Annotated in this window: 20 protein-coding genes; 15 read left to right on the top strand and 5 right to left on the bottom strand. The window is 69.3% G+C overall.

Annotation, left to right across the window (positions count from 1 at the left end; all coding sequences use genetic code 11):
* The first annotated feature begins 6 nt into the window (after nt 1–6).
* Together ACZ1HC_RS12655 and ACZ1HC_RS12650 are read left to right on the top strand one after the other, a co-directional pair.
* A complete protein-coding gene (locus tag ACZ1HC_RS12655; RefSeq protein WP_472700301.1) occupies nt 7–129 on the top strand; it encodes a hypothetical protein in 123 nt (40 codons plus the stop codon).
* Between the two features lie 66 nt (nt 130–195).
* Nucleotides 196–807, top strand: coding sequence for a DUF2585 family protein (locus tag ACZ1HC_RS12650; RefSeq protein WP_472700300.1), 612 nt, complete (start codon nt 196–198; stop codon nt 805–807).
* Here the strand turns inward: ACZ1HC_RS12650 and ACZ1HC_RS12645 are convergent.
* Complete coding sequence (locus ACZ1HC_RS12645) at nt 779–1,993, bottom strand: glycosyltransferase (RefSeq protein ID WP_472700299.1); 1,215 nt, start codon at nt 1,991–1,993, stop codon at nt 779–781. The two genes, ACZ1HC_RS12650 and ACZ1HC_RS12645, sit on opposite strands and share 29 nt — an antisense overlap.
* A gap of 112 nt (nt 1,994–2,105) precedes the next feature.
* On the opposite strand from ACZ1HC_RS12645, the gene ACZ1HC_RS12640 reads away from it, so the two are divergent.
* The 8 genes from ACZ1HC_RS12640 (at nt 2,106) to ACZ1HC_RS12605 (ending at nt 10,279) form a co-directional block, all read left to right on the top strand.
* Nucleotides 2,106–2,780 (top strand): HAD family hydrolase, encoded by a 675-nt coding sequence (locus tag ACZ1HC_RS12640; protein ID WP_472700298.1) that lies wholly within the window; start codon nt 2,106–2,108, stop codon nt 2,778–2,780.
* Nucleotides 2,777–3,736 carry a sugar-binding transcriptional regulator gene (locus ACZ1HC_RS12635; RefSeq protein ID WP_472700297.1) on the top strand — a complete coding sequence of 320 codons (960 nt, stop codon included), beginning with the start codon at nt 2,777–2,779 and terminating at the stop codon, nt 3,734–3,736. Before ACZ1HC_RS12640 ends, ACZ1HC_RS12635 begins: the two co-directional genes overlap by 4 nt.
* A 131-nt stretch (nt 3,737–3,867) precedes the next feature.
* Nucleotides 3,868–5,190: an ABC transporter substrate-binding protein gene (locus ACZ1HC_RS12630; RefSeq protein ID WP_472700296.1), complete on the top strand. Its 1,323-nt coding sequence runs from the start codon at nt 3,868–3,870 to the stop codon at nt 5,188–5,190.
* A gap of 94 nt (nt 5,191–5,284) precedes the next feature.
* A complete protein-coding gene (locus tag ACZ1HC_RS12625; protein ID WP_472700295.1) occupies nt 5,285–6,154 on the top strand; it encodes a carbohydrate ABC transporter permease in 870 nt (289 codons plus the stop codon).
* Nucleotides 6,155–6,166: 12 nt separating this feature from the next.
* Nucleotides 6,167–6,991: a carbohydrate ABC transporter permease gene (locus ACZ1HC_RS12620; protein ID WP_472700294.1), complete on the top strand. Its 825-nt coding sequence runs from the start codon at nt 6,167–6,169 to the stop codon at nt 6,989–6,991.
* Nucleotides 6,992–7,001: 10 nt separating this feature from the next.
* Nucleotides 7,002–8,003: an ABC transporter ATP-binding protein gene (locus ACZ1HC_RS12615; RefSeq protein ID WP_472700293.1), complete on the top strand. Its 1,002-nt coding sequence runs from the start codon at nt 7,002–7,004 to the stop codon at nt 8,001–8,003.
* Complete coding sequence (locus ACZ1HC_RS12610) at nt 8,003–8,776, top strand: L-iditol 2-dehydrogenase (protein ID WP_472700292.1); 774 nt, start codon at nt 8,003–8,005, stop codon at nt 8,774–8,776. Before ACZ1HC_RS12615 ends, ACZ1HC_RS12610 begins: the two co-directional genes overlap by 1 nt.
* A 30-nt stretch (nt 8,777–8,806) precedes the next feature.
* The gene (locus ACZ1HC_RS12605) at nt 8,807–10,279 is read left to right on the top strand and encodes a mannitol dehydrogenase family protein (protein ID WP_472700291.1); all 1,473 of its coding nucleotides are present in this window, start codon (nt 8,807–8,809) and stop codon (nt 10,277–10,279) included.
* A gap of 45 nt (nt 10,280–10,324) precedes the next feature.
* On the opposite strand, the gene ACZ1HC_RS12600 is transcribed toward ACZ1HC_RS12605, so the two are convergent.
* The 4 genes from ACZ1HC_RS12600 to ACZ1HC_RS12585 form a co-directional block, all read right to left on the bottom strand.
* A complete protein-coding gene (locus ACZ1HC_RS12600; RefSeq protein ID WP_472700290.1) occupies nt 10,325–10,972 on the bottom strand; it encodes a YjbF family lipoprotein in 648 nt (215 codons plus the stop codon).
* Nucleotides 10,969–13,155: a YjbH domain-containing protein gene (locus tag ACZ1HC_RS12595; RefSeq protein WP_472700289.1), complete on the bottom strand. Its 2,187-nt coding sequence runs from the start codon at nt 13,153–13,155 to the stop codon at nt 10,969–10,971. The genes ACZ1HC_RS12600 and ACZ1HC_RS12595 overlap by 4 nt, the downstream gene beginning before the upstream one ends.
* Nucleotides 13,156–13,271: 116 nt before the next feature.
* Nucleotides 13,272–14,087 carry a hypothetical protein gene (locus ACZ1HC_RS12590; protein ID WP_472700288.1) on the bottom strand — a complete coding sequence of 272 codons (816 nt, stop codon included), beginning with the start codon at nt 14,085–14,087 and terminating at the stop codon, nt 13,272–13,274.
* Nucleotides 14,088–14,191: 104 nt separating this feature from the next.
* Nucleotides 14,192–15,574 carry an L-serine ammonia-lyase gene (locus tag ACZ1HC_RS12585; protein WP_472700287.1) on the bottom strand — a complete coding sequence of 461 codons (1,383 nt, stop codon included), beginning with the start codon at nt 15,572–15,574 and terminating at the stop codon, nt 14,192–14,194.
* Between the two features lie 240 nt (nt 15,575–15,814).
* On the opposite strand from ACZ1HC_RS12585, the gene dusB reads away from it, so the two are divergent.
* From dusB to ntrX, 5 genes are all read left to right on the top strand, one after another.
* Nucleotides 15,815–16,813 (top strand): tRNA dihydrouridine synthase DusB, encoded by a 999-nt coding sequence (gene dusB / locus ACZ1HC_RS12580; protein WP_472700286.1) that lies wholly within the window; start codon nt 15,815–15,817, stop codon nt 16,811–16,813.
* Nucleotides 16,810–17,931 (top strand): two-component system sensor histidine kinase NtrB, encoded by a 1,122-nt coding sequence (locus ACZ1HC_RS12575; protein ID WP_472700285.1) that lies wholly within the window; start codon nt 16,810–16,812, stop codon nt 17,929–17,931. The genes dusB and ACZ1HC_RS12575 overlap by 4 nt, the downstream gene beginning before the upstream one ends.
* 11 nt (nt 17,932–17,942) lie before the next feature.
* The gene (locus tag ACZ1HC_RS12570; protein ID WP_472700284.1) at nt 17,943–19,379 is read left to right on the top strand and encodes a response regulator; all 1,437 of its coding nucleotides are present in this window, start codon (nt 17,943–17,945) and stop codon (nt 19,377–19,379) included.
* A gap of 72 nt (nt 19,380–19,451) precedes the next feature.
* A complete protein-coding gene (locus ACZ1HC_RS12565; RefSeq protein WP_472700283.1) occupies nt 19,452–21,716 on the top strand; it encodes a sensor histidine kinase NtrY-like in 2,265 nt (754 codons plus the stop codon).
* Nucleotides 21,713–23,104, top strand: a complete 1,392-nt coding sequence (gene ntrX / locus ACZ1HC_RS12560; RefSeq protein ID WP_472700282.1) for a nitrogen assimilation response regulator NtrX — start codon at nt 21,713–21,715, stop codon at nt 23,102–23,104. The genes ACZ1HC_RS12565 and ntrX overlap by 4 nt, the downstream gene beginning before the upstream one ends.
* Nucleotides 23,105–23,126 lie beyond the last annotated feature (22 nt).

Below are 23,126 nucleotides of genomic sequence, written 5' to 3'. Positions count from 1 at the left end.
GACCAGGTGTGGCCGGCCAGCGGGTCGGGACGCTGGTCGATCAGCACGACGCCCGCCGCGCCCGCCAGCCGCAAGGCCGCCAGCGATCCCGCAAGGCCACCGCCCGCAACCACGATCCGGGCCGGCTGATTGGTCATAACCTCTTGTATCTCATGGCCCCTTGTCATGGCGGATGGCGGCTTTACTGTGGCGCCGATGACCGATGAACACCGCCCCGGCCCGCTGATGTCCGACGAACGATCCGCCAGTCTCACGCTGGATGCAAGCGATTTGCCGCACCCCCGGGGCAGGGGGCGACAAGCCGTCGCACTGATCCTGCTGGCGCTGCTGGGCAAGCTGGCGATGCTGGCGATCCTGGGCCGGCCGCTGAACTGCGATTGCGGCCAGATCTGGGCCATGCCGAATCAGGCGGGCCTGAACTCGCGGACGCTGCTGGATCCGTACAGCCTGCAGCACCTGGTCTTCGGGGCGGTGCTGGTCAAGCTGGTCCGCTGGAAGCGCCCGGACTGGTCGCTGTGGACGCTGATGGCCACGGTCGTGGTCAGCAGCACCATCTGGGAAGTGGCCGAGAACACGCCCTTCGTCATCGAACTGTTCGGCTATTCGCCCGACGATCCGATGGCCTATCACGGCGACAGCATCGTGAATTCCTTCAGCGATACCACAGTCGCCGTGCTGGGGGCCGCGCTTGCGCTGCCCTTCGCGGGCTGGGCGGTGGCCCTGCTGGCCTTCACGGCCGAGGTCCTGCTGGCCCTGTGGATCCAGGACAGCTTCCTGATCACCGCCTGGCGCGCCCTGGGCTTCTGAGCAGCGCCTCGACCCGGTCGATGGCGCCCGCCGCGCCCGTCCATTCGGGCGATCGCCGGGCAAAGTCCTGTGCCGCCTGACGGTGGCGGGGATCGGCCAGCAGCGCGCGCACCGCATTTGCGATCCGCGCCGTGCCGCGCTGCCAGGGCTGCAGGCGCAGCCCTGCGCCGCAGCGTTCGATCCGCGCGGCCACCCCGGGCTGGTCGTGGGTCAGCGGCAGCGCCAGCATGGGCACGCCTGCGGCCAGGCATTCCAGCGTCGTGTTCAGCCCCGCATGGGTGACGCACAGATCCGCCCGCGCCAGCACCGCCTGCTGTGGCACGAAGGCGCGCACCCAGTCGGCGGGGATGGCGCGGGCCTGATCCTCGGTCAGCGACCCGGCATGAGAGACCAGCACCTGGGCCCCGGCCTGCCGGCAGGCCGCCGCGATCCGCGCCAGCAACCGCGCCCGATGCCCCTGCAAGGTGCCCAGAGAGGCATAGACGAAGGGCCGCTGCGGGTCGGGCCGGATATCCTCGGGAAAGTCTTGCGCGACCTGCCCCCAGCGGAACGGGCCGGTGGCGACGATATGGGCGCCGTTCACCGGGCGGGGATAGTCGAAGCCCGGCGCCATCTGCGACAGCGCCAGATCCGGCGACAGGCAGTCCTGCAGGCGGCGCAGATCGCCCAGCCCCCAGGCGGCCGCCCAGCGACGGATCACCCGCGATTGCGGCGTCATCAGCAGGTCCGCCACCCGTTCACCACCGGCGTTGCGCCGCAACCCTTCGGCGGTGGGGTCGTGCGGCCAGCCCAGGAAGGGCAGGGGGATCCCCGGCTCGGGGTCCATCGGCACGGCGCAGGCGACCGAGGCCAGCGGCACCCCTGCCGCCCGCGCCAGAAGCCCCGAGGCGGGCTCCATCTGATCGCCCAGCACCACGTCCGGGGCCAGGGCGCGCAGCACCGACAGGCCGTCGCGGCACAGCCGGTCGGTGCGCCGCGCGCCTGCGACGATCTCGGGCAGCAGGCGGCGGGGCTGGGGGCGGGCGGGCGGGCCGGGCAGGGTCGCCCGCGCCGCGCCGTCCTGAAGGGCGATGCCGGACTCGACAAGAAAGACCGCCTCGTGGCCGCGCCGGGCCAGTTCCCGGGCCAAGGCCTCGAAGGCGCGCAGGTGGCTGTGCAGCGGCGGAGCGATCAGGACAGCGCGCATGGGATCCCCTGGTTGGTGGCGGTGCCGTGGTGGCACAGGCGCGAGCGGATTGCACGGGCTTCGCGCCGCGGCCGGGCTGTGCTATCGCAGTCGCGTCCCAAGGGGTGCAGCGGTGAACATCGACCTGGTCATCTTCGACTGCGACGGCGTGATCGCCGACAGCGAGGTTCTGTCGGCCCTGGTCCTGATCGACAGGTTGGCGGGGCTGGGCATCGCCATGACGCCCGCCCAGGTGCGGCGCGACTTCCTGGGACGCAGCTTTCCTACCGTGGCCCGCACCATCCGCCAGGACCACGGCCAAAGCCTGCCCGACGACTTCGAAGCGGACTACCGCGCCCGCCTGCTGGACCGCTTCACGACCGACTTGCGGCCGACGCCGGGCGTGGTGGCGGTGCTGCACGGCCTGCAGGTCCCCTGCTGCATCGCCACCTCGTCGAGCCCGCCGCGGGTGGCGCATACCCTGGCGGTACTGGGTCTGGCCGACCGCTTCGCCTCCCGCGTCTTCACCGCCAGCCAGGTCAGCCGCGGCAAGCCCGCGCCCGATCTGTTCCTGCTGGCCGCCGACCGGATGGGCGCCTCCCCCCGGGCGACCCTGGTGATCGAGGACAGCGCCCCCGGCATCGCGGCAGGCCTTGCGGCGGGGATGACCGTCCTGCATTACGCCGGCGGCGCCCATCTGCGCGGCGAGGAGCCGCTGGATCTGCCGCCGGCCGTGCGCGCCTTTGACAACTGGGACGACTTTCCGCAAATCTTGAAGTCCCTTCAGGAAGGAGCGCCGATCCCGTGAACGCAGGACGATTCGGCCCCGATGCGGTGCGACTGGACGATGCGGCGCGGGCCGGCTGGCTGTACTACGTCGCGGGCAATACCCAGGACGAGATCGCCAGGAAGCTGGGCGTCAGCCGCCAGTCGGCACAGCGCCTGGTCGCCATGGCCGTCAGCGAGAAGCTGATCAAGGTCCGCGTGGACCACCCCATCGCCCGCTGCATGGACCTGGCCGGCGCGCTGGCGGACCGTTTCGGACTGATGTCGGCCGAGGTGGTGCCTTCAGATCCCGCTGCGCCCAACCTGCTGACCGGCGTCGCCATCGCCGCGGCGACGGAACTGGAACGGGTTCTGAAATCGCCCGAGCGCCGCATCGTCAGCCTGGGCACCGGGCGGGCGCTGAAGGCCACGGTCGAACAGCTTCCGCGCATGTCCTGCCCGCAGCATGTCGTGGTGTCCCGGCTGGGCAACATGATGCAGGACGGATCGGCCTCGCCCTACAACGCGACGATCAGCCTGGCCGAACGGATCGGCGCCCCGCATTATCCCTATCCGCTGCCGGTGCTGGCGCGCGATCCGGCGGAACTGGCCGCGATGCGCAACCAGGACGCGGTGCGAAACACCATCCGGCTGTGCGAGCAGGCCGACCTGTCGCTGGTGGGGATCGGCCAGATGGACGCGACGGCCCCGCTGTTCGTGGACGGGTTCGTGAGCAGGGCCGAGATGGAGGAACTGGCCCGCCTTGGCGCGGTGGGGGAGATCACCAGCTGGGTCTATGACCGGGCCGGGCAGGTCATCGACTGCGCCTTCAACGCCCGCGTGGCCTCGGCGCCGCTGCCGCGGGCGTGCCGCCGCCCGGTGATCGCGGTGGCGACGGGTGACGCGAAGGTGGCGGCGATCCATGCGGCGCTTGTGGGCGGGCTGGTGAACGGGCTTGTCACCGCGGAAGCGACGGCGGAGCGGCTGCTGGAGAGTTGATTGGGGTCCGCCCGATCCGGCAGCAAGCTGCTCTGGACAGGCCCGATTTTCGCGATTGACAGAGATCTGCAAGCTTTGTGAAGATTTGCCCGTCGGTGTGGCAAAAGCCCAAGCGACGAGGGAGGATAAGCATGACCAACACTTTCCGCGCCCTGATGGGTGCGACCGCGCTTTGCGCCGTGGCCGGCATCGCGGCGGCGCAGGAGAACGTCACCCTGACCGTCGCCACGGTGAACAACGGCGACATGATCCGCATGCAGGGCCTGACCGAGGAATTCACCGCCGCGAACCCCGGCATCACTGTCGAATGGGTGACGCTCGAGGAAAACATCCTGCGCGAGCGGGTGACCACCGACATCGCCACGCAGGGCGGCCAGTATGACGTCCTGACCATCGGCACCTACGAGGTTCCGATCTGGGCCAAGCAGGGCTGGCTGGTGCCGCTGGAGTTCGGCGAGGATTACGCCGTCGACGACCTGATTCCCGCCGTGCGCGAGGCGCTGTCGGTCGATGGCAAGCTGTATGCCGCGCCCTTCTATGCGGAATCGGCGATGGTGATGTATCGCACCGACCTGGCCGAGGCCGCGGGCGTGACCATTCCCGAAAGCCCGACCTGGACCGACATCATGACCGCCGCCGAGGCGATGACCGACAAGTCCAAGGAACAGTACGGCATCTGCCTGCGCGGCAAGCCCGGCTGGGGCGAGAACATGGCCTTCCTGACCGCCATGGCCAACAGCTATGGCGCGCGCTGGTTCGACACCGACTGGCAGCCGCAGTTCGACAGCCCGGAATGGCAGGCCGCGCTGACGGACTATCTGACGATGATGAACGAATACGGCCCTCCGGGCGCGTCGTCCAACGGCTTCAACGAGAACCTGTCGCTGTTCCAGCAGGGCAAGTGCGGCATCTGGATCGACGCCACGGTGGCGGCCAGCTTCGTGACCGACCCCGAGGATTCGACGGTCGCCGACAACGTGGGCTTCGCGCAATTCCCCAACAAGGAAGGCGTGGACAACCACGGCAACTGGCTCTGGGCCTGGAGCCTGGCGATCCCGGCATCCTCGGACGCGCAGGAGGCCGCCCAGACCTTCATCGCCTGGGCCACGTCGAAGGACTATACCGAACTGGTGGCCAGCAAGGAAGGCTGGCGCGCGGCGCCTCCGGGAACGCGGACCTCGCTCTATGAGAACGCCGACTATCAGGCCGAGGCGCCGTTCGCGGCCATGACCCTGGCTGCGATCAATGCGGCGAACACGCAGAAGGCTTCGGTCCAGGACATCCCCTATACGGGCGGGCAGTTCGTCGCGATCCCGGAATTCCAGGGCATCGGCACGGCAGTGGGCCAGCAGTTCTCGGCGGCGCTTGCCGGGCAGATGTCGGCCGAGGATGCCCTTGCGGCGGCCCAGGCCAACACCACGCGCGAGATGACCCGCGCCGGTTACATCAAGTAACGAGTAGCCCTGTCACCTGTCAGGCACCGCCCGCCCCTCCTCGGGCGGTGCCGCTTCCGGGCCGTCGCGCCCAACCGGCAAGGGATGTTCCGCCATGGCCACACGCCAGACCCAAGGCCTTGCCCGGCTGATGCGGGCACCCGCCATCATCCTTCTGCTGATCTGGATGATCGTGCCGCTGGGCATGACGCTGTATTACTCGTTCCTGAACTACAACCTTCTGAACCCCGGCATGACAAGCTGGGCCGGGTGGTTCAACTATCGGTATTTCTACACAGACCCCGCCTTCTTCGAGGCGATCCGCAACACGCTGGTGCTGGTCCTGGGCGTGCTGTTCATCACGGTGGTCGGCGGCATCCTGATCGCCATGCTGATCGACAAGCCGATCTGGGGGCAGGGGATCGTGCGGATCCTGGTCATCTCGCCCTTCTTCGTGATGCCGCCGGTGGCCGCGCTGATCTGGAAGAACATGATCATGCACCCGTCCTACGGGGTCTTCGCCGACATCGCGCGGTTCTTCGGCGCCCAGCCCGTGGACTGGTTCGCGCAGTATCCGCTGTTCTCGATCATCCTGATCGTCGCCTGGCAATGGCTGCCCTTCGCCACGCTGATCCTGCTGACGTCGCTGCAGTCGCTGGACACCGAGCAGATGGAGGCCGCCGAGATGGACGGCGCGCCGGTCCATTCGCGGTTCTTGTATCTGGTGCTGCCGCACATGGCGCGCGCGATCACCGTGGTGATCCTGATCCAGACGATCTTCCTGCTGGGCATCTACGCCGAGATCCTGGTCACCACCAACGGCGGGCCGGGCACGGCCTCGACCAACCTGACCTTCCTGATCTACCGCGCGGCCCGGCTGAACTTCGACATCGGCGGCGCGGCGGCAGGGGGCATCATCGCCGTCGTGCTGGCCAACGTCATCGCCATCTTCCTGATGCGCGCCGTCGGTCGAAACCTGGACTGAGGGGAGAAACACATGGCACGCGCAGTCACCCGGAAGGCCAGGATCGGCTGGACCATCGCCGCATGGGTCGTGGCCCTGGTGATCTTCTTCCCGATCCTCTACACCATCATCACCAGCCTGAAGTCGGAACAGGAAGCCATCGCCGGCTTCGACCTGATCCCGTCCTTCACGCTGGAAAGCTTCCAGACCGTCCAGACCCAGAACAACTACTGGCGGCCCTTCACCAATTCGGTGATCCTGGCGGTGGGGTCCACCCTTCTGGCGCTGATCGTGGCGATCCCGGCGGCCTGGGCGATGGCATTCTCGCCGACGAAGCGGACCAAGGACATCCTGATGTGGATGCTCTCTACCAAGATGATGCCGGCGGTGGCGGTGCTGGTGCCGATCTACCTGATCTTCCTGCGCACCGGGCTGATGGACACCCGCATCGGTCTGACGATCCTGCTGATGCTGATCAACCTGCCGATCGTGGTCTGGATGCTGTATACCTATTTCCGCGAGATCCCGGGCGAGATCCTGGAAGCCGCGCGGATGGACGGGGCGACCCTGCGCGACGAGATCCTGTATGTGCTGACGCCGATGGCGATCCCGGGCATCGCCTCGACGCTGCTTCTCAACATCATCCTGGCCTGGAACGAGGCGTTCTGGACGATCCAGCTGACCACCACCAACGCCGCGCCCCTGTCGGCCTTCATCGCCAGCTTCTCCAGCCCGCAGGGGCTGTTCTGGGCGAAACTCTCGGCGGCGTCGGTCATGGCGATCGCGCCGATCCTGGTGCTGGGCTGGTTCAGCCAGAAACAACTGGTCCGCGGCCTGACCTTCGGCGCCGTGAAATGAGGGGAACGACATGGGACAGATAACCCTGCAGGGCGTGGCCAAGCGGTTCGGCGAGGTCGAGGTCATCCCGCCCCTGGACCTGACCATCGACGACGGCGAGTTCGTGGTATTCGTGGGCCCGTCCGGCTGCGGCAAGTCCACGCTCTTGCGCCTGATCGCGGGGCTCGAGGATGTCAGCGGCGGGCGCATCCTGATCGACGGCAAGGACGCCACCGATGCGTCCCCGGCCAGGCGCGGGCTGGCGATGGTGTTCCAGTCCTATGCGCTGTATCCGCACATGTCGGTCAGGAAGAACATCGCCTTCCCGATGAAGATGGCAGGCGTTCCCAAGGACGAGCAGAACCGCCGGATCGAGGCGGCGGCCAAGGCGCTGAACCTGACCAACTACCTTGATCGCCGCCCCGGCCAGCTGTCGGGGGGCCAGCGCCAGCGCGTCGCCATCGGCCGCGCGATCGTGCGCGAACCGGCGGCGTTCCTGTTCGACGAGCCGCTGTCCAACCTGGACGCCGCGCTGCGCGTGGGGATGCGGCTGGAGATTTCGGAACTGCACAACCGCCTGAAGACGACGATGATCTATGTCACCCACGATCAGGTCGAGGCGATGACGATGGCCGACAAGATCGTGGTCCTGCAGGCAGGGCGGATCGAACAGGTGGGCTCGCCCCTGGATCTGTATCACGCCCCGCGCAACGTCTTTGTCGCGGGCTTCATCGGCAGCCCCCGGATGAACCTGTTCTCGGGCGCGCCGGCGGCCGAATACGGCGCCACGACCATCGGCGTGCGGCCCGAACATGTCCGCATCTCGGTCACGGAAGGCAAGTGGAAGGGGCGGGTGGGCGTTTCCGAACATCTGGGTTCCGACAGCTTCTTCTATGTGGAAGACACCGGCCTGGCCGAAACGGTCACCGTCCGCTCGGCCGGGGATATCGACCTGCGCCATGGCGCCACCGTCTGGCTGACCCCGGACGAGGACAGGATCCACAGGTTCGACAGGAACGGAGACCGCATCTGATGCGACGACTGGACGGCAGGCGCGCGCTCATCACCGGCGCGGCGCGCGGCATCGGGCTGGAATTTGCCCGCGCCTATCTGGCCGAGGGCGCCCGCGTGGCGATCTGCGACATCAACATCGACGCCGCGCGACAGGCGGCCGACAGCTTGGGCGAAGGCGCCATCGCCGTGCGGCTGGACGTGACCGACCAGGCCAGCATCGACGCCTGCGTGGCCGGGGTCGAAAAGGCTTTCGGCGGCATCGACATCCTGGTGAACAACGCGGCCCTGTTCACGGCCGCCCCCATCGTGGAAATCGCCCGCGCCGATTACGACCGCGTCTTTGCGGTCAATGTCGCCGGGACGCTGTTCATGATGCAGGCCGTCGCGCGCGGCATGATCGAACGGGGCCAGGGCGGCAAGATCATCAACATGGCCAGCCAGGCCGGCCGGCGCGGCGAACCGCTGGTCGCGGTCTATTGCGCCAGCAAGGCCGCCGTCATCAGCCTGACGCAGTCAGCCGGGCTGAACCTGATCCAGCACGGCATCAACGTCAACGCCATCGCCCCGGGCGTGGTGGACGGCGAGCATTGGGACGGCGTGGACGCCTTCTTCGCGAAGTTCGAGGGAAAGGCCCCCGGCCAGAAAAAGCGCGAGGTCGGCGAGGCCGTTCCCTTCGGCCGCATGGGCACCGCCGCCGACCTGACCGGAATGGCGATCTTCCTGGCATCCTCGGAAGCCGATTACATCGTCGCCCAGACCTACAACGTCGATGGCGGCAACTGGATGAGCTGAGGCTTGTCCTACCAGAAGAAAGGTTCGGCCATGGCCGTTTCACTGACCGCATCCGCGCTGACGGACCTGCCGCAGACCGTGGGCCGCCCGCGCTATGACCGCGCCGCGCTGCGCCCGGGCATCCTGCATGTCGGCGTTGGCAATTTCCATCGCGCGCATATGGCCTTCTACCTCGACCGGCTGTTCGACCTGGGCGAGGGGCACGACTGGGCGCTGATCGGTGCGGGCGTGCGCCCGGGCGACGCGGCCATGCGCGACCGGCTGGCGGCGCAGGACTGGCTGACCACGGTGGTGGAACTGGATCCGGAGGGGCTGAACGCCCGGGTGATCGGATCCATGATCGATTTCGTCCCGGTCGAGCCGCAGGCGGTGATCGCCGCCATGTCCGACCCGGCCATCCGCATCGTCTCGCTGACCATCACCGAGGGCGGATACTATGTGAACGCCAGGACCGACGGCTTCGACGCGGCCCATCCGGACATCGCCCACGACGCGGCCAACCCGGACGCACCGCGGACCGTCTTCGGCATGATCCTGGCCGCGCTGCGGCAGCGCCGGGATGCGGGGGCAGAGCCCTTCACGGTGATGTCCTGCGACAACCTGCCCGAAAACGGCCATGTCTGCGCGCGCACGGTGACGGAACTGGCGCAGCTGTCCGATCCCTCGTTGGCCGACTGGATCCGGCGCAAGGTGGCCTTCCCCAATTCCATGGTCGATTGCATCACCCCCGCCACCTCGGACCGGGAACGGGCGCTTGTGCGCGACCGCTTCGGCATCATCGACGCCGCCCCGGTGGTCTGCGAACCTTTCCGGCAATGGGTGCTCGAGGATCACTTCCCCCAGGGCCGCCCGCCGCTGGAGAAGGTCGGCGCGCAGTTCGTCGCCGATGTCAGCCGCCACGAGCTGATGAAGCTGCGCATCCTGAACGGCGGGCACGCGGCGATCGCCTATCCCTCGGCGCTGCTGGGCCATCACTTCGTCCACGACGCCATGGCCGACCCGTCGATTTCCGGCTGGCTGCGCGCCCTTGAAACGCGCGAGATCATCCCGACCCTGCAACCCATCCCCGACGTCAGCTACGACGACTATCTGGAGTTGATCGTCAGCCGCTTCGCCAATCCCGAGGTGGGAGACACCATCCCGCGGCTGTGCCTGGACGGATCGAACCGGCAGCCCAAGTTCATCCTGCCGACGCTGGCGGACGCGCTGAAGGACGACCGCGGCATCGACGGGCTGGCGCAAGAGGTGGCCTTCTGGTGCCGCTATTGCGAACGCCGGGACGAGGCCGGCAACCCCATCGCCCCCAACGACGACAACAGCGACGCGCTGCGCGAATACGCCATTGCGTCGCGCCGCGACCCGCTGGCCTTCCTGGCGAACGAGACGGTGTTCGGACCCCTGGCCGCCAATCCGCGTTTTCAGGAAGCCTTCGCCCGCAGGCTGAAGATCGTGCAGGACCAAGGGGTTCGCGCGGCCATCGACAGCTATCTTGCCGGGCGCTGAGGACACCTGCGCCGAAGACCGGCCCCCACGGGGGCCGGTTCCGCCTCAGGGGCGCAAGGTCTGGATCGTCACATAGCCCAGACTGGGTCCGATCCACTGGCGCGATACGGCGATCTGGCCGCCCTGGACGATATAGCTGTTCTGGAAGCTGGTGCCGTGGCCCGTGCAGTTTTCGACCGTCACGCCGGGGGCGGGGCCCGCGCCCACGCTGCAGGTGAACCGCAACGGCCGCTCGATCCCGTCGCCTGCGAAATAGCGCATGATCCGGGTTCCGCTTCCGGCGGACCCCGCGCGGATCAGCCCTTCGGTCGCGGGTTCGGCCACCGACAGGTCATGGCCCAGGCCGCGCGTCCCCACCAGCATCCCGCCGCGCAGGATCAGCGCCTCCTCGGTCGGGGTCATGTAGGTACGCATGGTGCCGTTCTGGCCGGTCATGGCCATCACCTGCGTGCGGCCCAGCCCCTCGAACCCGGCCTGGATCAGCGGGCCGGGATTGACGCGCAGCGCCTCGGCCGCGGCGTCCTGGGGGGATTTGGGCGCGGCGGCGGGCTGGTCGGGCGCGCGCCGTTCGGCTACCACCTGCCCTGCGGTCTGCGCCAGGGCGCCGAAGACGCCGGTATCGCGGTCGTTCCCGCAGGCCGCCAGCGTGGCCAGCAGCGATGCCGCCAGCGTGATCTTCAAGCCGCCGTTCATCGCCAGAACCTCCCCCAGCCCTGATAGAGTTTGACCGAATGGCTGTCCCTGACGCGGTCATACAGGCGCCCGTTCACGTCCAGCTGCGCGCCGCCGTCTCGCGACAGCGACCGCAGCCTGGTCTGGACCCGTTCCCGCGACGGCTGGCCCGAGGCCCAGGCCAGCGGGATCGACAGCGTCACGCCCTTGTCGAAGCTGCCTTCGCCGAACTCCTCGGCCGAAAGGTCGGTCTTGGTGGCATAGGCCCCGATCCGCCAGCCGTTGGCGAATTCGCGGGTCAGCGTCAGCGTGGCGCCCTTGTCGCCGGCCAGATACTTGCCGACATCCACCTGCGCGGTGAAGCCCTGCGCGAATTCGTAATAGGCCGAGACATGGCCCATCGTCACGTCGTAGTCGCGAAAATCGAAGAGCTGGTCGAAGTCACGCTTCGTGACGCGGTTCACCTCGACCCCGAAGGCCAGGGGCGAATTGGCGGGCTTCCACAGCACCTCGGTGGACACGCCGCCATAGGCGCGTTCCAGAAGGCCGGCGGTGACGCGGGTATAGACGGCCGGGGCGGGCTTGGCATACCAGGCCAGCGTCAGTTCGGGGATCACCGGGCTGTCGTTGCCGGTGTACATGCGCGTGTCCGAACGCACCCGCGGCACGCCTTCCGGCGTCGTCTCGAGTTCGGGGTTGTTCAGATATTCCTCGACCCCATAGAAGGTGCCGTCGTTGCGGCCCTTGCCGGGGCCGCGCTGATAGATGTCGCCGAAGGCCCGCTGGCGCAGCGCGCCGGTCAGGATCAGGCCGGGCACGATCTCGAAGCTGGCGCGGGCCTCGGCGCCGACTTCGTGGGTCAGCCCGTCCTCGGCGCTGAAGACCCCCAGCTCCAGGTAAGGCTTGATGGACCAGCGGAAGCGCGGATAGATCCCTTCGCTGCGCACCAGCCCGGGCGCGCCGGCGGGTGCGTCGGACAGCGCGGCTACGGCGGCGATCTGCCCGGCCTCGGTGTTCTCAAGCCGCTCGACATCCGAACGGCGCACCGTCACCGAGGAGGTCGGTACCCCCTCGGCGGTCGAGGTGATGACGAAGGTTTCGACCGAGGGGGGCAGGGCGCGGGTCATCAGGCGCGCGGTGCGGCCGATGGCCTCGGCCTGGCTGACGTAACGCTGGTTGCGCAGGCGCACCTCGGCGCGGGTCGGGCCCAGCGCCATGCTTTCCAGGATCTGGCCTTCCTCGGCCATGGCGTCGCCCAGGGCGGTCTGGATGGCGGGCTGCGCGGTCGGATCCTGCGACCAGACCCCCGACCAGCCGTCCGGGTCGGCCTGGGGGGCAGGACGCGGGCGCACCGGCGCAGGCGCCTTTTCCAGTCCCGAGGGATAGGGCGCCTGACGCGGGTTCAGCGCGACCGAGAACTGCGCCCCGAATGTATCGCCGCCGATCGAATAGACGCCGATCTGATAGCTGTCGCCGAAGCTGTAATAGGCGCCCAGGTTCACGCCGCTGCCCGGCTCGTTGCCCTGCTGGGCCACCTGGCCGTCGCTGTAGCGGGTGATGTAGTCGTCGTTGGAATATTCCGCCACCAGGCTCAGCCGGTCGTTGACCTGCCAGCTGACCGAGGCGAAGGGCTTGGCGCCGCCCCGGAACCACTGGTCCACGTTCGGCGTGCCGCCTTCGTCATCGACGTCGATGGTGCGCGGCTTGCCCGCCAGCACCCCCCAGCCCAGGCCGGCCGAAACCCGGATCGCCGGGGTGATCGACTTGGTGGCGACGATGTATTCCCCCGAATAGACGCCGGTGCCCAGAAGGTCCTGCAGGCCTACCGCGATGGCGGGGCGCCAGCCCCGTTCGCCCAGCACCTGATAGCGCAGATCCAGCGACCGATCCGAGATATAGTCGTCCCCGCGCCCGTCGCTGATCCCCTCGACGCGGGAATAGCGCAGCACCGTGGTCAGTCCGGGCAGCGCCTCGAACAGGATGCTGGACCGGCGGCCATAATCCGACCAGGACACGGTCGCGCCCAGCGTGCCGTCGGGCATGGTTTCCGCCGTCGGCGTGTCCACGCCGCCCGGCAGGCCATAGGTGGACATGGTCCGGCCATACATCGGTTCGGCGACGGCGGTGGTGCTGACCGATCCCAGCACCATGGCGGCGGGCAGGGTCGTCGCCATCAGGCGTCTCAGCAGGGGGGATCGGCGCATCGGCGTGTCCTCGTTCAACATGGGCCGGATCATAAGGGCAAACTGCCCCGCTGCCATCCCGTCGGCGCATCATGGCGGGCCAGATGCGTCATGGATGCCGCAGGGCGGTCAGGCCGTCATTCCGCGGGCGGAGTGGAAGCGTCGTCGGCCGCGGGCGCGTCGGCGGGCGCGCCGGCCCCCGTGGCGGGCGCCGGTCCCGCATCCGCCTCGGGCGCGGGCGGCAGGTTCGCGGTGCCTTCCGAGGCAGGCGCGGCAGGCGCCGGGGTCGCAGGCGCGTCCGGCGCGGTTGCCGCGGGCGCTTCGGCAGGCGTTTCGGCCGGGGCTTCGGCGGCTGCCGGGGCGGGGGCGGGCCGCGCCGCGGCGGGGCGGCTGGCCACCGGGGCGGAGCGCGGCGCGGCAGGGGCCGGGGCCTGGACGGCGGCGACCGCCTGGGCCACCTCGGGCGCAGCGGGGCCGGCGCAGCCGGTCTGGGTGCTGCCCGACACCGTCAGCCGGGCGATGAAGGGCAGGCGCGCTCCCGACATGGTGTCCCGGCACCGGCCGGCGCGGATGTTCAGCACGAAGGGCCGGCCCGACAGCACGCCCACATATTCGACGCCCTGGGCGAAGTTCAGGCGGTTCACGCGGATCGGCCGGCCGTTCTGGTTGTCGGGCGTCCTGTAGATGGCGGTGCTTCCGGCCACATCGACCGCCCAGAAGGGCTCGTTGCCGCGGGCGCTGAAGGCCGCGGTGTTGTAGGTCGTGGGCTCGGCGGTGGACACGGGGCGCGCCTCGGCCCCCGTCTCGATCGGCTGTTCCAGCGGCGAGACGGTGGGGGGACCCCGGTGGCCCTGGACCGCGGGTTCGGCGCTGCCGAAGGTGGGAAGATCGACGCCTTCGCAGGCGGCAAGCGGCAGGGTCATCAGCGCGACGAGGGCAAGACGCGGGATCATCGATCGGCCTTTTCTGGGATCACTGTCACGCCAGCGTTAGCAATGCCGCGCCTGCGGCACAAGCGCGCACGGACCGGCGTGGCGACAGCCCGCCGCCGCTTCGATCAACAATTCGGCACGTTCACCGCAAGCCCGCCCAGCGAGGTTTCCTTGTACTTGTCCGACATGTCCCGGCCGGTCTGGCGCATCGTCTCGATCACGGCGTCCAGCGGCACGAAATGCGACCCGTCGCCGCGCAGCGCCAGGCTGGCGGCGCTGACGGCCTTGATCGCGCCAAGGCCGTTTCGTTCGATGCAGGGCACCTGCACCAGCCCCTTCACCGGATCGCAGGTCATGCCCAGGTGATGTTCCAGGGCGATCTCGGCGGCGTTTTCCACCTGTTCCGGCGTGCCGCCCAGGACGGCGGCCAGGCCGGCGGCGGCCATCGCGCTGGCGCTGCCCACCTCGGCCTGGCAACCGGCCTCGGCGCCCGAGATGCTGGCGTTGTGCTTGACCAGCCCGCCGATCGCCGCCGCCGTCAGCAGGAAATCGGGGATGTCGCGTTCGGACGCGCCCGGCACGTGATCCAGCCAGTAGCGGATCACCGCGGGAACGGTGCCTGCCGCGCCGTTGGTGGGGGCGGTGACGACCTGGCCCCCGGCGGCGTTCTCCTCGTTCACGGCCATGGCATAGGTGGACATCCAGTCGTTGATAACATGGGGGGCGGTCAGGTTCATGCCGCGCTCGGCCAGCAGCTTCTCGTGGATGGCCTTGGCGCGGCGCCTGACCGACAGGCCCCCCGGCAGGATGCCGTCGGTGGACAGGCCGCGATCCATGCAGTCGCGCATCACCTGCCAGATCCGCGCCAGCCCGTCGCGGATTTCGGCCTCGCTGCGATACACGCGTTCGTTGTCGTGCTTCATGCGCGCGATGCTTTTGCCGGACGCCTTGGCCATGTCCAGCATCTCGACAGCGGTGGCGAAGGGGTATGGCACCGCGGGCGCGTCGTCGCTGCGCTTCTCGCCGCCCTTGCGGGCCAGTTCCTCGTCGGTCAGCACAAAGCCCCCGCCGATCGAGTAATAGATCCGGTGGAAGATCACGTCGCCCTGCGCGTCGGTCGCCGACAGGGTCATGCCGTTGGCGTGTCCGGGCAGGGCATGGTCGAAGTCGAAGCGCAGGTCGCGGTCGGGGTCGAAGGCCAGATCCCCCAGCCCCTGCGGAGACAGGATCCGGGTGTCGCGGTTGCGCGTCAGCGCGTCCTCGGCCGCCTGGGCGTCCAGCGTGGCGGGGACGAAGCCCGCAAGGCCCAGGATCGTCGCGCGGTCGGTGGCATGGCCCTTGCCGGTGAAGGCCAGGCTGCCGTGCAGGCTGGCCTTCAGCCCGTGGGCCTTGAAGGGCTGCCGGCGCAGTTCGTCCAGAAACCGCGCGGCGGCGACCATCGGCCCCATCGTGTGGGACGACGACGGGCCGACTCCCACCTTGAACAGATCGAACACGGACAGGAACATGCGTCCCCCTTGCCTGCTGAGCCTTGCCTTCCGGGTCCTGTCTAAGCATTCGGATGCGCCAAGGCCATTGCGATTGCGACAGTCCGGCAGCAGGGCCGCGTCAGGCCGGGCGCGAGTGGTGCTTATCAAGCAGGCAGGATGCCGCTATTTTGGGCACAGACCCCGGTGGCGGAAAAAGCGGCAAGGGCTGCCGGCGGCCCGGTCTTGCGGGCGGTGGCAGGCAAGGTGAAGGAACAGGTCATGGAACTGGGCGACCCGATCATTCTTGGCGACACGCGGCTGGGCCCGCCGGTGTTTCTTGCCCCGATGGCGGGGATCACCGATCTGCCGTTCCGCCGCGCGGTCGCCCGCTACGGCGCGGGCCTGATGGTCAGCGAGATGGTCGCTTCGACCGAGATGGTGACGCCGCGCCCCTCGACCCGGGCAGCGGTGCGCGCCAAGGCGCTGACCGAAGGGGCGCTGCCCGTCAGCGTCCAGATCGCCGGCCGCGAAGCCGGGGCGATGGCAGAGACGGCGCGGATCGTCGAAGGCATGGGCGCGCGGATCATCGACATCAACATGGGCTGCCCGGCTAAGAAGGTCACGGGCGGCCTGTCCGGGGCGGCGCTGATGCGCGACCTGGATCACGCGCTGACGCTGGTCGATGCGGTCGTGGGGGCGGTGTCGGTCCCCGTCACGCTGAAGATGCGGCTGGGCTGGGACGAAGGCTGCCTCAACGCCCCCGACCTTGCCCGCCGTGCCGCCGAGGCGGGCGTGCGGATGCTGACCGTGCATGGGCGCACGCGGGCGCAGTTCTACAAGGGGCGGGCCGACTGGTCGCGGATCCGGGCGGTGGCGAACCTGCCCGGCCGCCCGCCGCTGGTCGCCAATGGCGACGTGGTGGACGCGGCCTCGGCCCGGGCGGCGCTTGCGGCCTCGGGGGCCGATGCGGTAATGGTGGGGCGCGGCGCGCAGGGCGCGCCCTGGAGGCTGGCGCAGATCGCCCACGACCTGGTGGGCAGCCCTGCGCCCGCCGTGCCGCAGGGCGCCGCCCTGGCCGACGCGGTGGCCGAGCATTACGAGGACATCCTGGACTTCTATGGCATCGACCTGGGCCTGCGCGTCGCGCGCAAGCATCTGGGCTGGTATGCCGACGCCAGCGGCGCGCCCCTGCGCGACCGGCTGCTGCGGGCGGACAGCCCGGCGGCGGTGCTGGCGCTGATCGGCCAGGCCTTCGGCGACGCCCAGGTGGCCGCATGACGCGGCGCGACCCGGCCGGCTTCGGCCAGGTGCGGCCGGGACCGGGCTGGGACGCCCTGCCGCTGCCGGCACTTGTGCTGGATGGCGAGGGCCGGGTCGCGGCGATGAACGACGCGGCCGAGATCTGGCTGAACATGTCGCGCAACTCGACCCTGGGACGGCATCTGGACGGCGACGAGATGCGCGCCCGGCTGCGCATCAGGCCGCCGCTGGCGCCGCTGATCCGCCGCGTGCAGGACAGCGATGAGGCGCTGTATCAGCCCGGCGTCTGCTTCGAGATCGGCGACCGCGCCGGCGGCCACCAGGACCGCCGCGCCGCGGTCCACGCCGGTCCGGCGGATGCGATCGGCGGGGCGGTGTCCCTGCTGCTGGTTCCCCAGGACGAGGCCGGCGGGCTGCAGTCGCAAAGCCGCGCCGTGCGCAGCGCCGCCCGCAGCGCCATCGGCATGGCCGAGATGCTGGCGCACGAGATCAAGAACCCGCTGGCGGGCATCCGCGGCGCGGCGCAGCTGATCGGCATGAACGCGTCCCCCGCCGACCGCGAGATGGCCGAGCTGATCGTCAGCGAATCGCGCCGCATCGTGTCGCTGCTGGAACAGGTGGAACGCTTCGGCGACACCTCGGGGCCCAGGCTGCGGGCGATCAACGTCCATGACGTGCTGGAAAAGGTCCGCCGGTCGGCCGCCGTGGGCTTTGCGAAGAAGGTGGCGATCGTGGCGGAATACGATCCCTCGCTTCCCGATGCCCTGGCCGATGCCGACCAGTTGACGCAGGTCTGCCTGAACCTGGTCCGCAACGCCGCCGAGGCGCTGAGGGACACCGCGGCCCCCGTGATCCGGCTGCGCAGCTTCTACGACCACAGCCTGCGCCTGCCGCCGGACGACGCCGATCCGGCCGGCCGCCCGCTGCCCCTGCAGATCGAGATCGAGGACAACGGTCCCGGCCTTCCCCCGGCCATCGCCGACCAGATCTTCGAGCCCTTCGTGTCGGGCCGCGAGAACGGCACCGGCCTGGGGCTGGCGCTTGTCAGCAAAATCATCACCGACCACGGCGCGCTGATCCGCGTGGACAGCCGCCCCGGCCGGACCGTTTTCCGCATCTCGTTGCCCAAGGCATAAGGACCGACGCCATGGACGGAACCGTTCTGATCGCCGACGACGACCGCACCATCCGCACGGTGCTGACGCAGGCGCTGACCCGCGCGGGCTGCCGCGTCCATGCCACCGGCAGCCTGGCGCAACTGTCGAAATGGGTCGAGGAAGGGCGCGGTGACCTGGTCATCACCGACGTGATGATGCCCGACGGCAACGGCATCGACCGCATTCCCGCGATCCGCCAGACCCGGCCCGACCTGCCGGTGATCGTGATCTCGGCCCAGAACACCATCGTCACGGCGATCCGCGCGACCGAGGCCGAGGCCTTCGAATACCTGCCCAAGCCCTTCGACCTGCCCGACCTGATGGCCAAGGCGGGACAGGCCCTCTCGCGCCGTCCGCGCAGGTCGGATCCGGCCCCCGAAGCCCTGGTCCCGCGCCCCGCCGCCGATCCCGCGATGCCGCTGATCGGTCATGCGCCCGCCATGCAGGCGCTGTTCCGCATGGTCGCGCGCATCCTCAACGCCGACCTGCCCGTGCTGATCGCGGGCGAACCGGGGGTGGGCAAGACCACCATCGCCCGGTCCTTCCACGACCTGTCGGACCGCCGCGACCAGGGGCTTGCCGTCCTGACCGCGGCCGATGCGACCGAGGAGGCGATGACCCGCGCCGCCGACAAGGCGCGCGCCGGCACGATCATCATCGAAAACCCCGCGGGTTTCGACCCGGCCGCCCAGGCGCGCCTGATCGGGCTGATCGAAGCGCTGGAAAACGGCCCCGACCGCGCCGCCGCGCCGCGCATCCTGACCACCGCCGGCCCCGACCCGCAGGCCGATGTGGCGGTGGGGCGGCTGCGGTCGGATCTGTATTACCGGCTGGCCGGGGTGACGGTGACGGTGCCGCCGCTGCGGGCCCGGCTTGACGACATCCTGCCGCTGGCCAATCACCTTCTGGCCCGCGCGGCCACGCAGGGCCTGCCCGACCGCATCCTGGGCGACGAGGCGGCGGCCCTGCTGCGCGCCCACGCCTTTCCCGGCAACGTCCGAGAGCTTGAGAACATGATGCGCCGCCTGGCCCTGATCGCCAGCGGCCCCGCCATCTCGGCCGGCGAGATGCGCGAGGCGCTGAGCCAGCAGGGCGCGCGCCCGGCCATGCCGGTGCCGGCCGCGCCCGCGCTTGTGGACCACCCCGCACCCGGCTTCTCGCTGGGCAGCGGCACCGGCCCCTTGTCGGAATCCGTCGAGTCGCATCTGCAGCGCTATTTCGACCTGCATGGAGACAGCCTGCCGCCTCCGGGCCTTTACGACCGCATCCTGCGCGAGATCGAGCGGCCCCTGCTGCAGGTGGCCCTGGACGCCACCGGCGGCAACCAGCTGAGATGCGCCGATCTGCTGGGAATAAATCGCAATACCCTGCGCAAGAAGCTGACCGATCTGAATATCGAGGTGACACGCCGCCGCAAACTGATGTAAAACCGCCACAGAGGGCAGCGCCAGCGTATCGGTGCTGCAACATAAAGCCGCGTCAGACGGCAGGCGGGGGCAATGGCGGGTGCCGCATCAGGGCTGAGCTGGGACAGGCTCGCAGGGGTCGGTCTGCCGCGCCATTGGCGCGGGGCCGTTGCGGTGGGCGTTCTGGCCGTGGGTGTGCTGCTGGCGATCGCCACGACCACGGTGCTTGGCCCGCTGGCCCAGGGCGCCGAGAGCCGGATGCTGCGGCTGATCCTGCTGCTGGATCTGGCCTATCTGATCGTCCTGATCGGCATCATCGTCCTGCGCATGGCCCGGCTGATCACCGCCCGGCGCAAGACCGCCGCCGGATCCCGGCTTCATGCGCGGCTGGTGCTGGTCTTTGCCGGGCTGGCCCTGGTGCCCACGGTGCTGGTGGCGCTGTTCGCGGGCTTTCTGGTCAATATCGGGCTTGAGGGCTGGTTCTCGGGGCGGGTGCAGCAGGTCGTCACCACCTCGCAAGCCGCCGCCGAAGCCTATCAGGAGGAACACCGCCGCGACCTGACCGAGGACGCGCTGGCCCTGGCGGGCGTCCTGACCCAGGCCGGCCGCGCCAATCCGCTGATCGAGGACGGCGAATTGCGGCTGCTGCTGGGGCAGGGGCAGGCGCTGATCCAGCGCGGCCTGCGGGAAGCCTATATCATCAACGGCAACGGAGAGATCCGGGCCCGGGGCGAACGGTCCTACCTGTTCTGGTACGAGGCCCCGTCCAGCAGCGATCTGGACCGCGCCCAATCCGAACGCGTGGTGCTGATCGAGGACTGGCAGAACAACGAGTTCCGCGCCCTGGTCGCCCTGCCGCCGCTGGCCGACCGCTATCTGTACGTGACGCGCGACGTGGACGGCAACCTGCTGAGCCTGGTGGACGATACCCGCGCGACCGTAGGCAGCTATCGCCAGCTTGAACAGACCCGCAGCCAGGTGCTGTTCGAATTCTCGCTGGTCTATCTGGCGTTCGCGCTGCTGCTGGTGGCGGCCGCGGTGCTGCTGGGGCTGTGGTTCGCCTCGCGCCTGTCGCGGCCCATCGGGCTTCTGGCGCAGGCCAGCGAACAGGTGGGCCACGGCAACCTGGATGTCCAGGTGCCGGAACCCGACACCGGCGACGAGATCCAGACCCTGGGCCAGTCCTTCAACCGCATGACCCGCCAGCTGAAGGCGCAGCGCGAGGAACTGATCGACAGCTATCGCGTCAGCGACGAACAGCGGCGGCTGTTCGACAACGTGCTGTCCTCGGTCACGTCGGGGGTGATCGGGCTGGACGCGGCCGGAGAGATCGACTTCGTCAACCGCTCGGCCAGCCGCCTGCTGGGGCTGGATCCCCGGCGCGACATCGACGCGCTGCTGTCCGAGGCGGTGCCCGAGTTCGGCCCGCTGATCGACCGCCTGTCGGGCTCGGTCGTGGAGACCGTGCAGGACGAGGTTCGCCTGATGCGCGAGGGCCGCGTCGAAAGCCTGCTGGTTCGGATGGCCGTGCGGCGCGGCGCCGAGGGCGATCTGGAAGGTTACGTGGTGGCTTTCGACGACGTGACCGAGCTTGTGACCGCGCAGCGCATGGCCGCCTGGGGCGATGTCGCCCGCCGCGTCGCCCACGAGATCAAGAACCCGCTGACGCCGATCCAGCTTTCCGCCGAACGCCTGCGCCGCAAGTTCGGCAGGCTGGCCACGCCCGAGGACAAGGCCTCGCTTGACCAGTACACCGACGTCATCATCCGCCAGACCGGCGACCTGCGCCGGATCGTGGACGAATTCAGCCGCTTCGCCCGGATGCCCGAACCCGACCGGGCCGAAACCGACCTGGCCGCGCTGCTGCGCGAGGTCGCGCTGCTGCAGCAGGACGCGCTGAAGGGGGCGCTTGTGGCCGACGTCCCCGAGGGGCCGGTGATCGTGGACTGCGATGCCGGGATGCTGCGGCAGGCCTTCACCAACCTGCTGAAGAACGCGGGCGAGGCCGTCGAGGAGAGGCGCGAAACCGCGGACGACGGCTGGTCGCCCCGGATCGCGGTGTCGCTGCGGGCCGACCACGACGCGGTCACCATCCGCATCAGCGACAACGGCCCCGGCCTGCCCGCCGACCGGGCGCGGCTGTTCGAGCCCTACGTGACGATGAAAAGCGGCGGCACCGGCCTGGGCCTGCCCATCGTCAAGAAGATCGTCGAGGAACACGGCGGCAGCCTGTCGCTGTCCGACCGCCCCGACGGCCAGGGCGCCCTGGCCGAGATCCGCCTGCCGCGGGAACGCCATCCCGTGCGCGGCGCGCAACGAAAAACCAAAACAAAAGAAGATGAGGCAGCACCGACATGAGCGATATCCTGATCGTCGACGACGAACGCGACATCCGCGAACTGGTCGCGGATATCCTGAAGGACGAGGGTTTCGAGACGCGCCTGGCCGCGAATTCCGACGAGGCCCTGGCCGCGCTGAACGACCGCCAGCCCGCGCTGATGGTCCTGGACATCTGGCTGAAGGACAGCCGGATGGACGGCATCGACATCCTGAAGCAGGTCAAGCGCAACAACCCGGATGTGCCGGTCATCATCATCTCGGGGCACGGCAATATCGAGATCGCGGTCGCGGCGATCAAGCAGGGCGCCTACGACTTCATCGAGAAGCCCTTCAACATCGACCAGCTGATGGTGGTCGTGAACCGCGCCATGGAAACCAGCCGGCTGCGGCGCGAGAACAGCACCCTGCGCCGCGGCGCCGACCGCTCGGCCGAGATGCTGGGCCATTCGGTGGCCTTCAAGCGGCTGCGCGACACCCTGGACAAGGTGGCCAAGTCCAACGGCCGCGTCATGCTGTCGGGCGAACCCGGGACCGGCAAGGAAATGGCCGCCCGCTACATCCATGCCCACAGCCCGCGCAGCAACGCCCCCTTCGTCACCGTCCCCTGCGCCACAATCGAGCCGGAACGGATGGAGGAGGTGCTGTTCGGCCGCGAGACCCCCGAGCGCGGCATCGAGCCGGGCCTGCTGGAACAGGCCCACGGCGGCGTCATCTATTTCGACGAAGTGGGCGACATGCCCCTGGGAACCCAGCCGAAGATCCTGCGCGTCCTGACCGAACAGCAGTTCGTGCGGGCGGGCGGCGCGGACCGGGTCCGGGTGGATCTGCGGGTGATTTCCTCGACCAACCGCGACCTGCCGGCCGAAATCGCCGCGGGGCGGTTCCGGCAGGAGCTTTACGACCGGCTGAATGTGGTGCCGGTCGGGGTGCCCTCGCTGATCGAGCGGCGCGACGACATCGCCCTGCTGGCGCGACACTTCATCGACGTCTGCCACCGGACCCAGGGGCTGACCCCGCGCGACCTGCCCGAGGAGACGATCGCCGCGCTGCAATCCATGCGCTGGCCCGGCAACATCCGCCAGCTGCGCAACGTGATCGAACGCGTGCTGATCCTGGCCGAAGGCCACGGCCCGATCCAGCCCGCCGAACTTGAACCGCAGGGCGCCACGCCCGACAACAGCGACGCGCTGTCGCTTGGGCCGCAGATCACCGCGATGGCGCTCCGCGAGGCGCGCGAGATGTTCGAGCGGGAATACCTGGTGGCCCAGATCAACCGCTTCGGCGGCAATATCAGCCGCACCGCGCAATTCGTGGGGATGGAACGCAGCGCGCTTCACCGCAAGCTGAAATCGCTGGGGGTGGTCGGCGGGATGCGCGCCGAGGACGAGTTCCTGATGGGCAAGTGATCGCCGCGGCCGCCCGCAGCTT

The sequence above is a fragment of the Paracoccus sp. BR5-17 genome (assembly GCF_055693925.1).
This window is presented reverse-complemented; position numbering and strand designations above follow the sequence as displayed.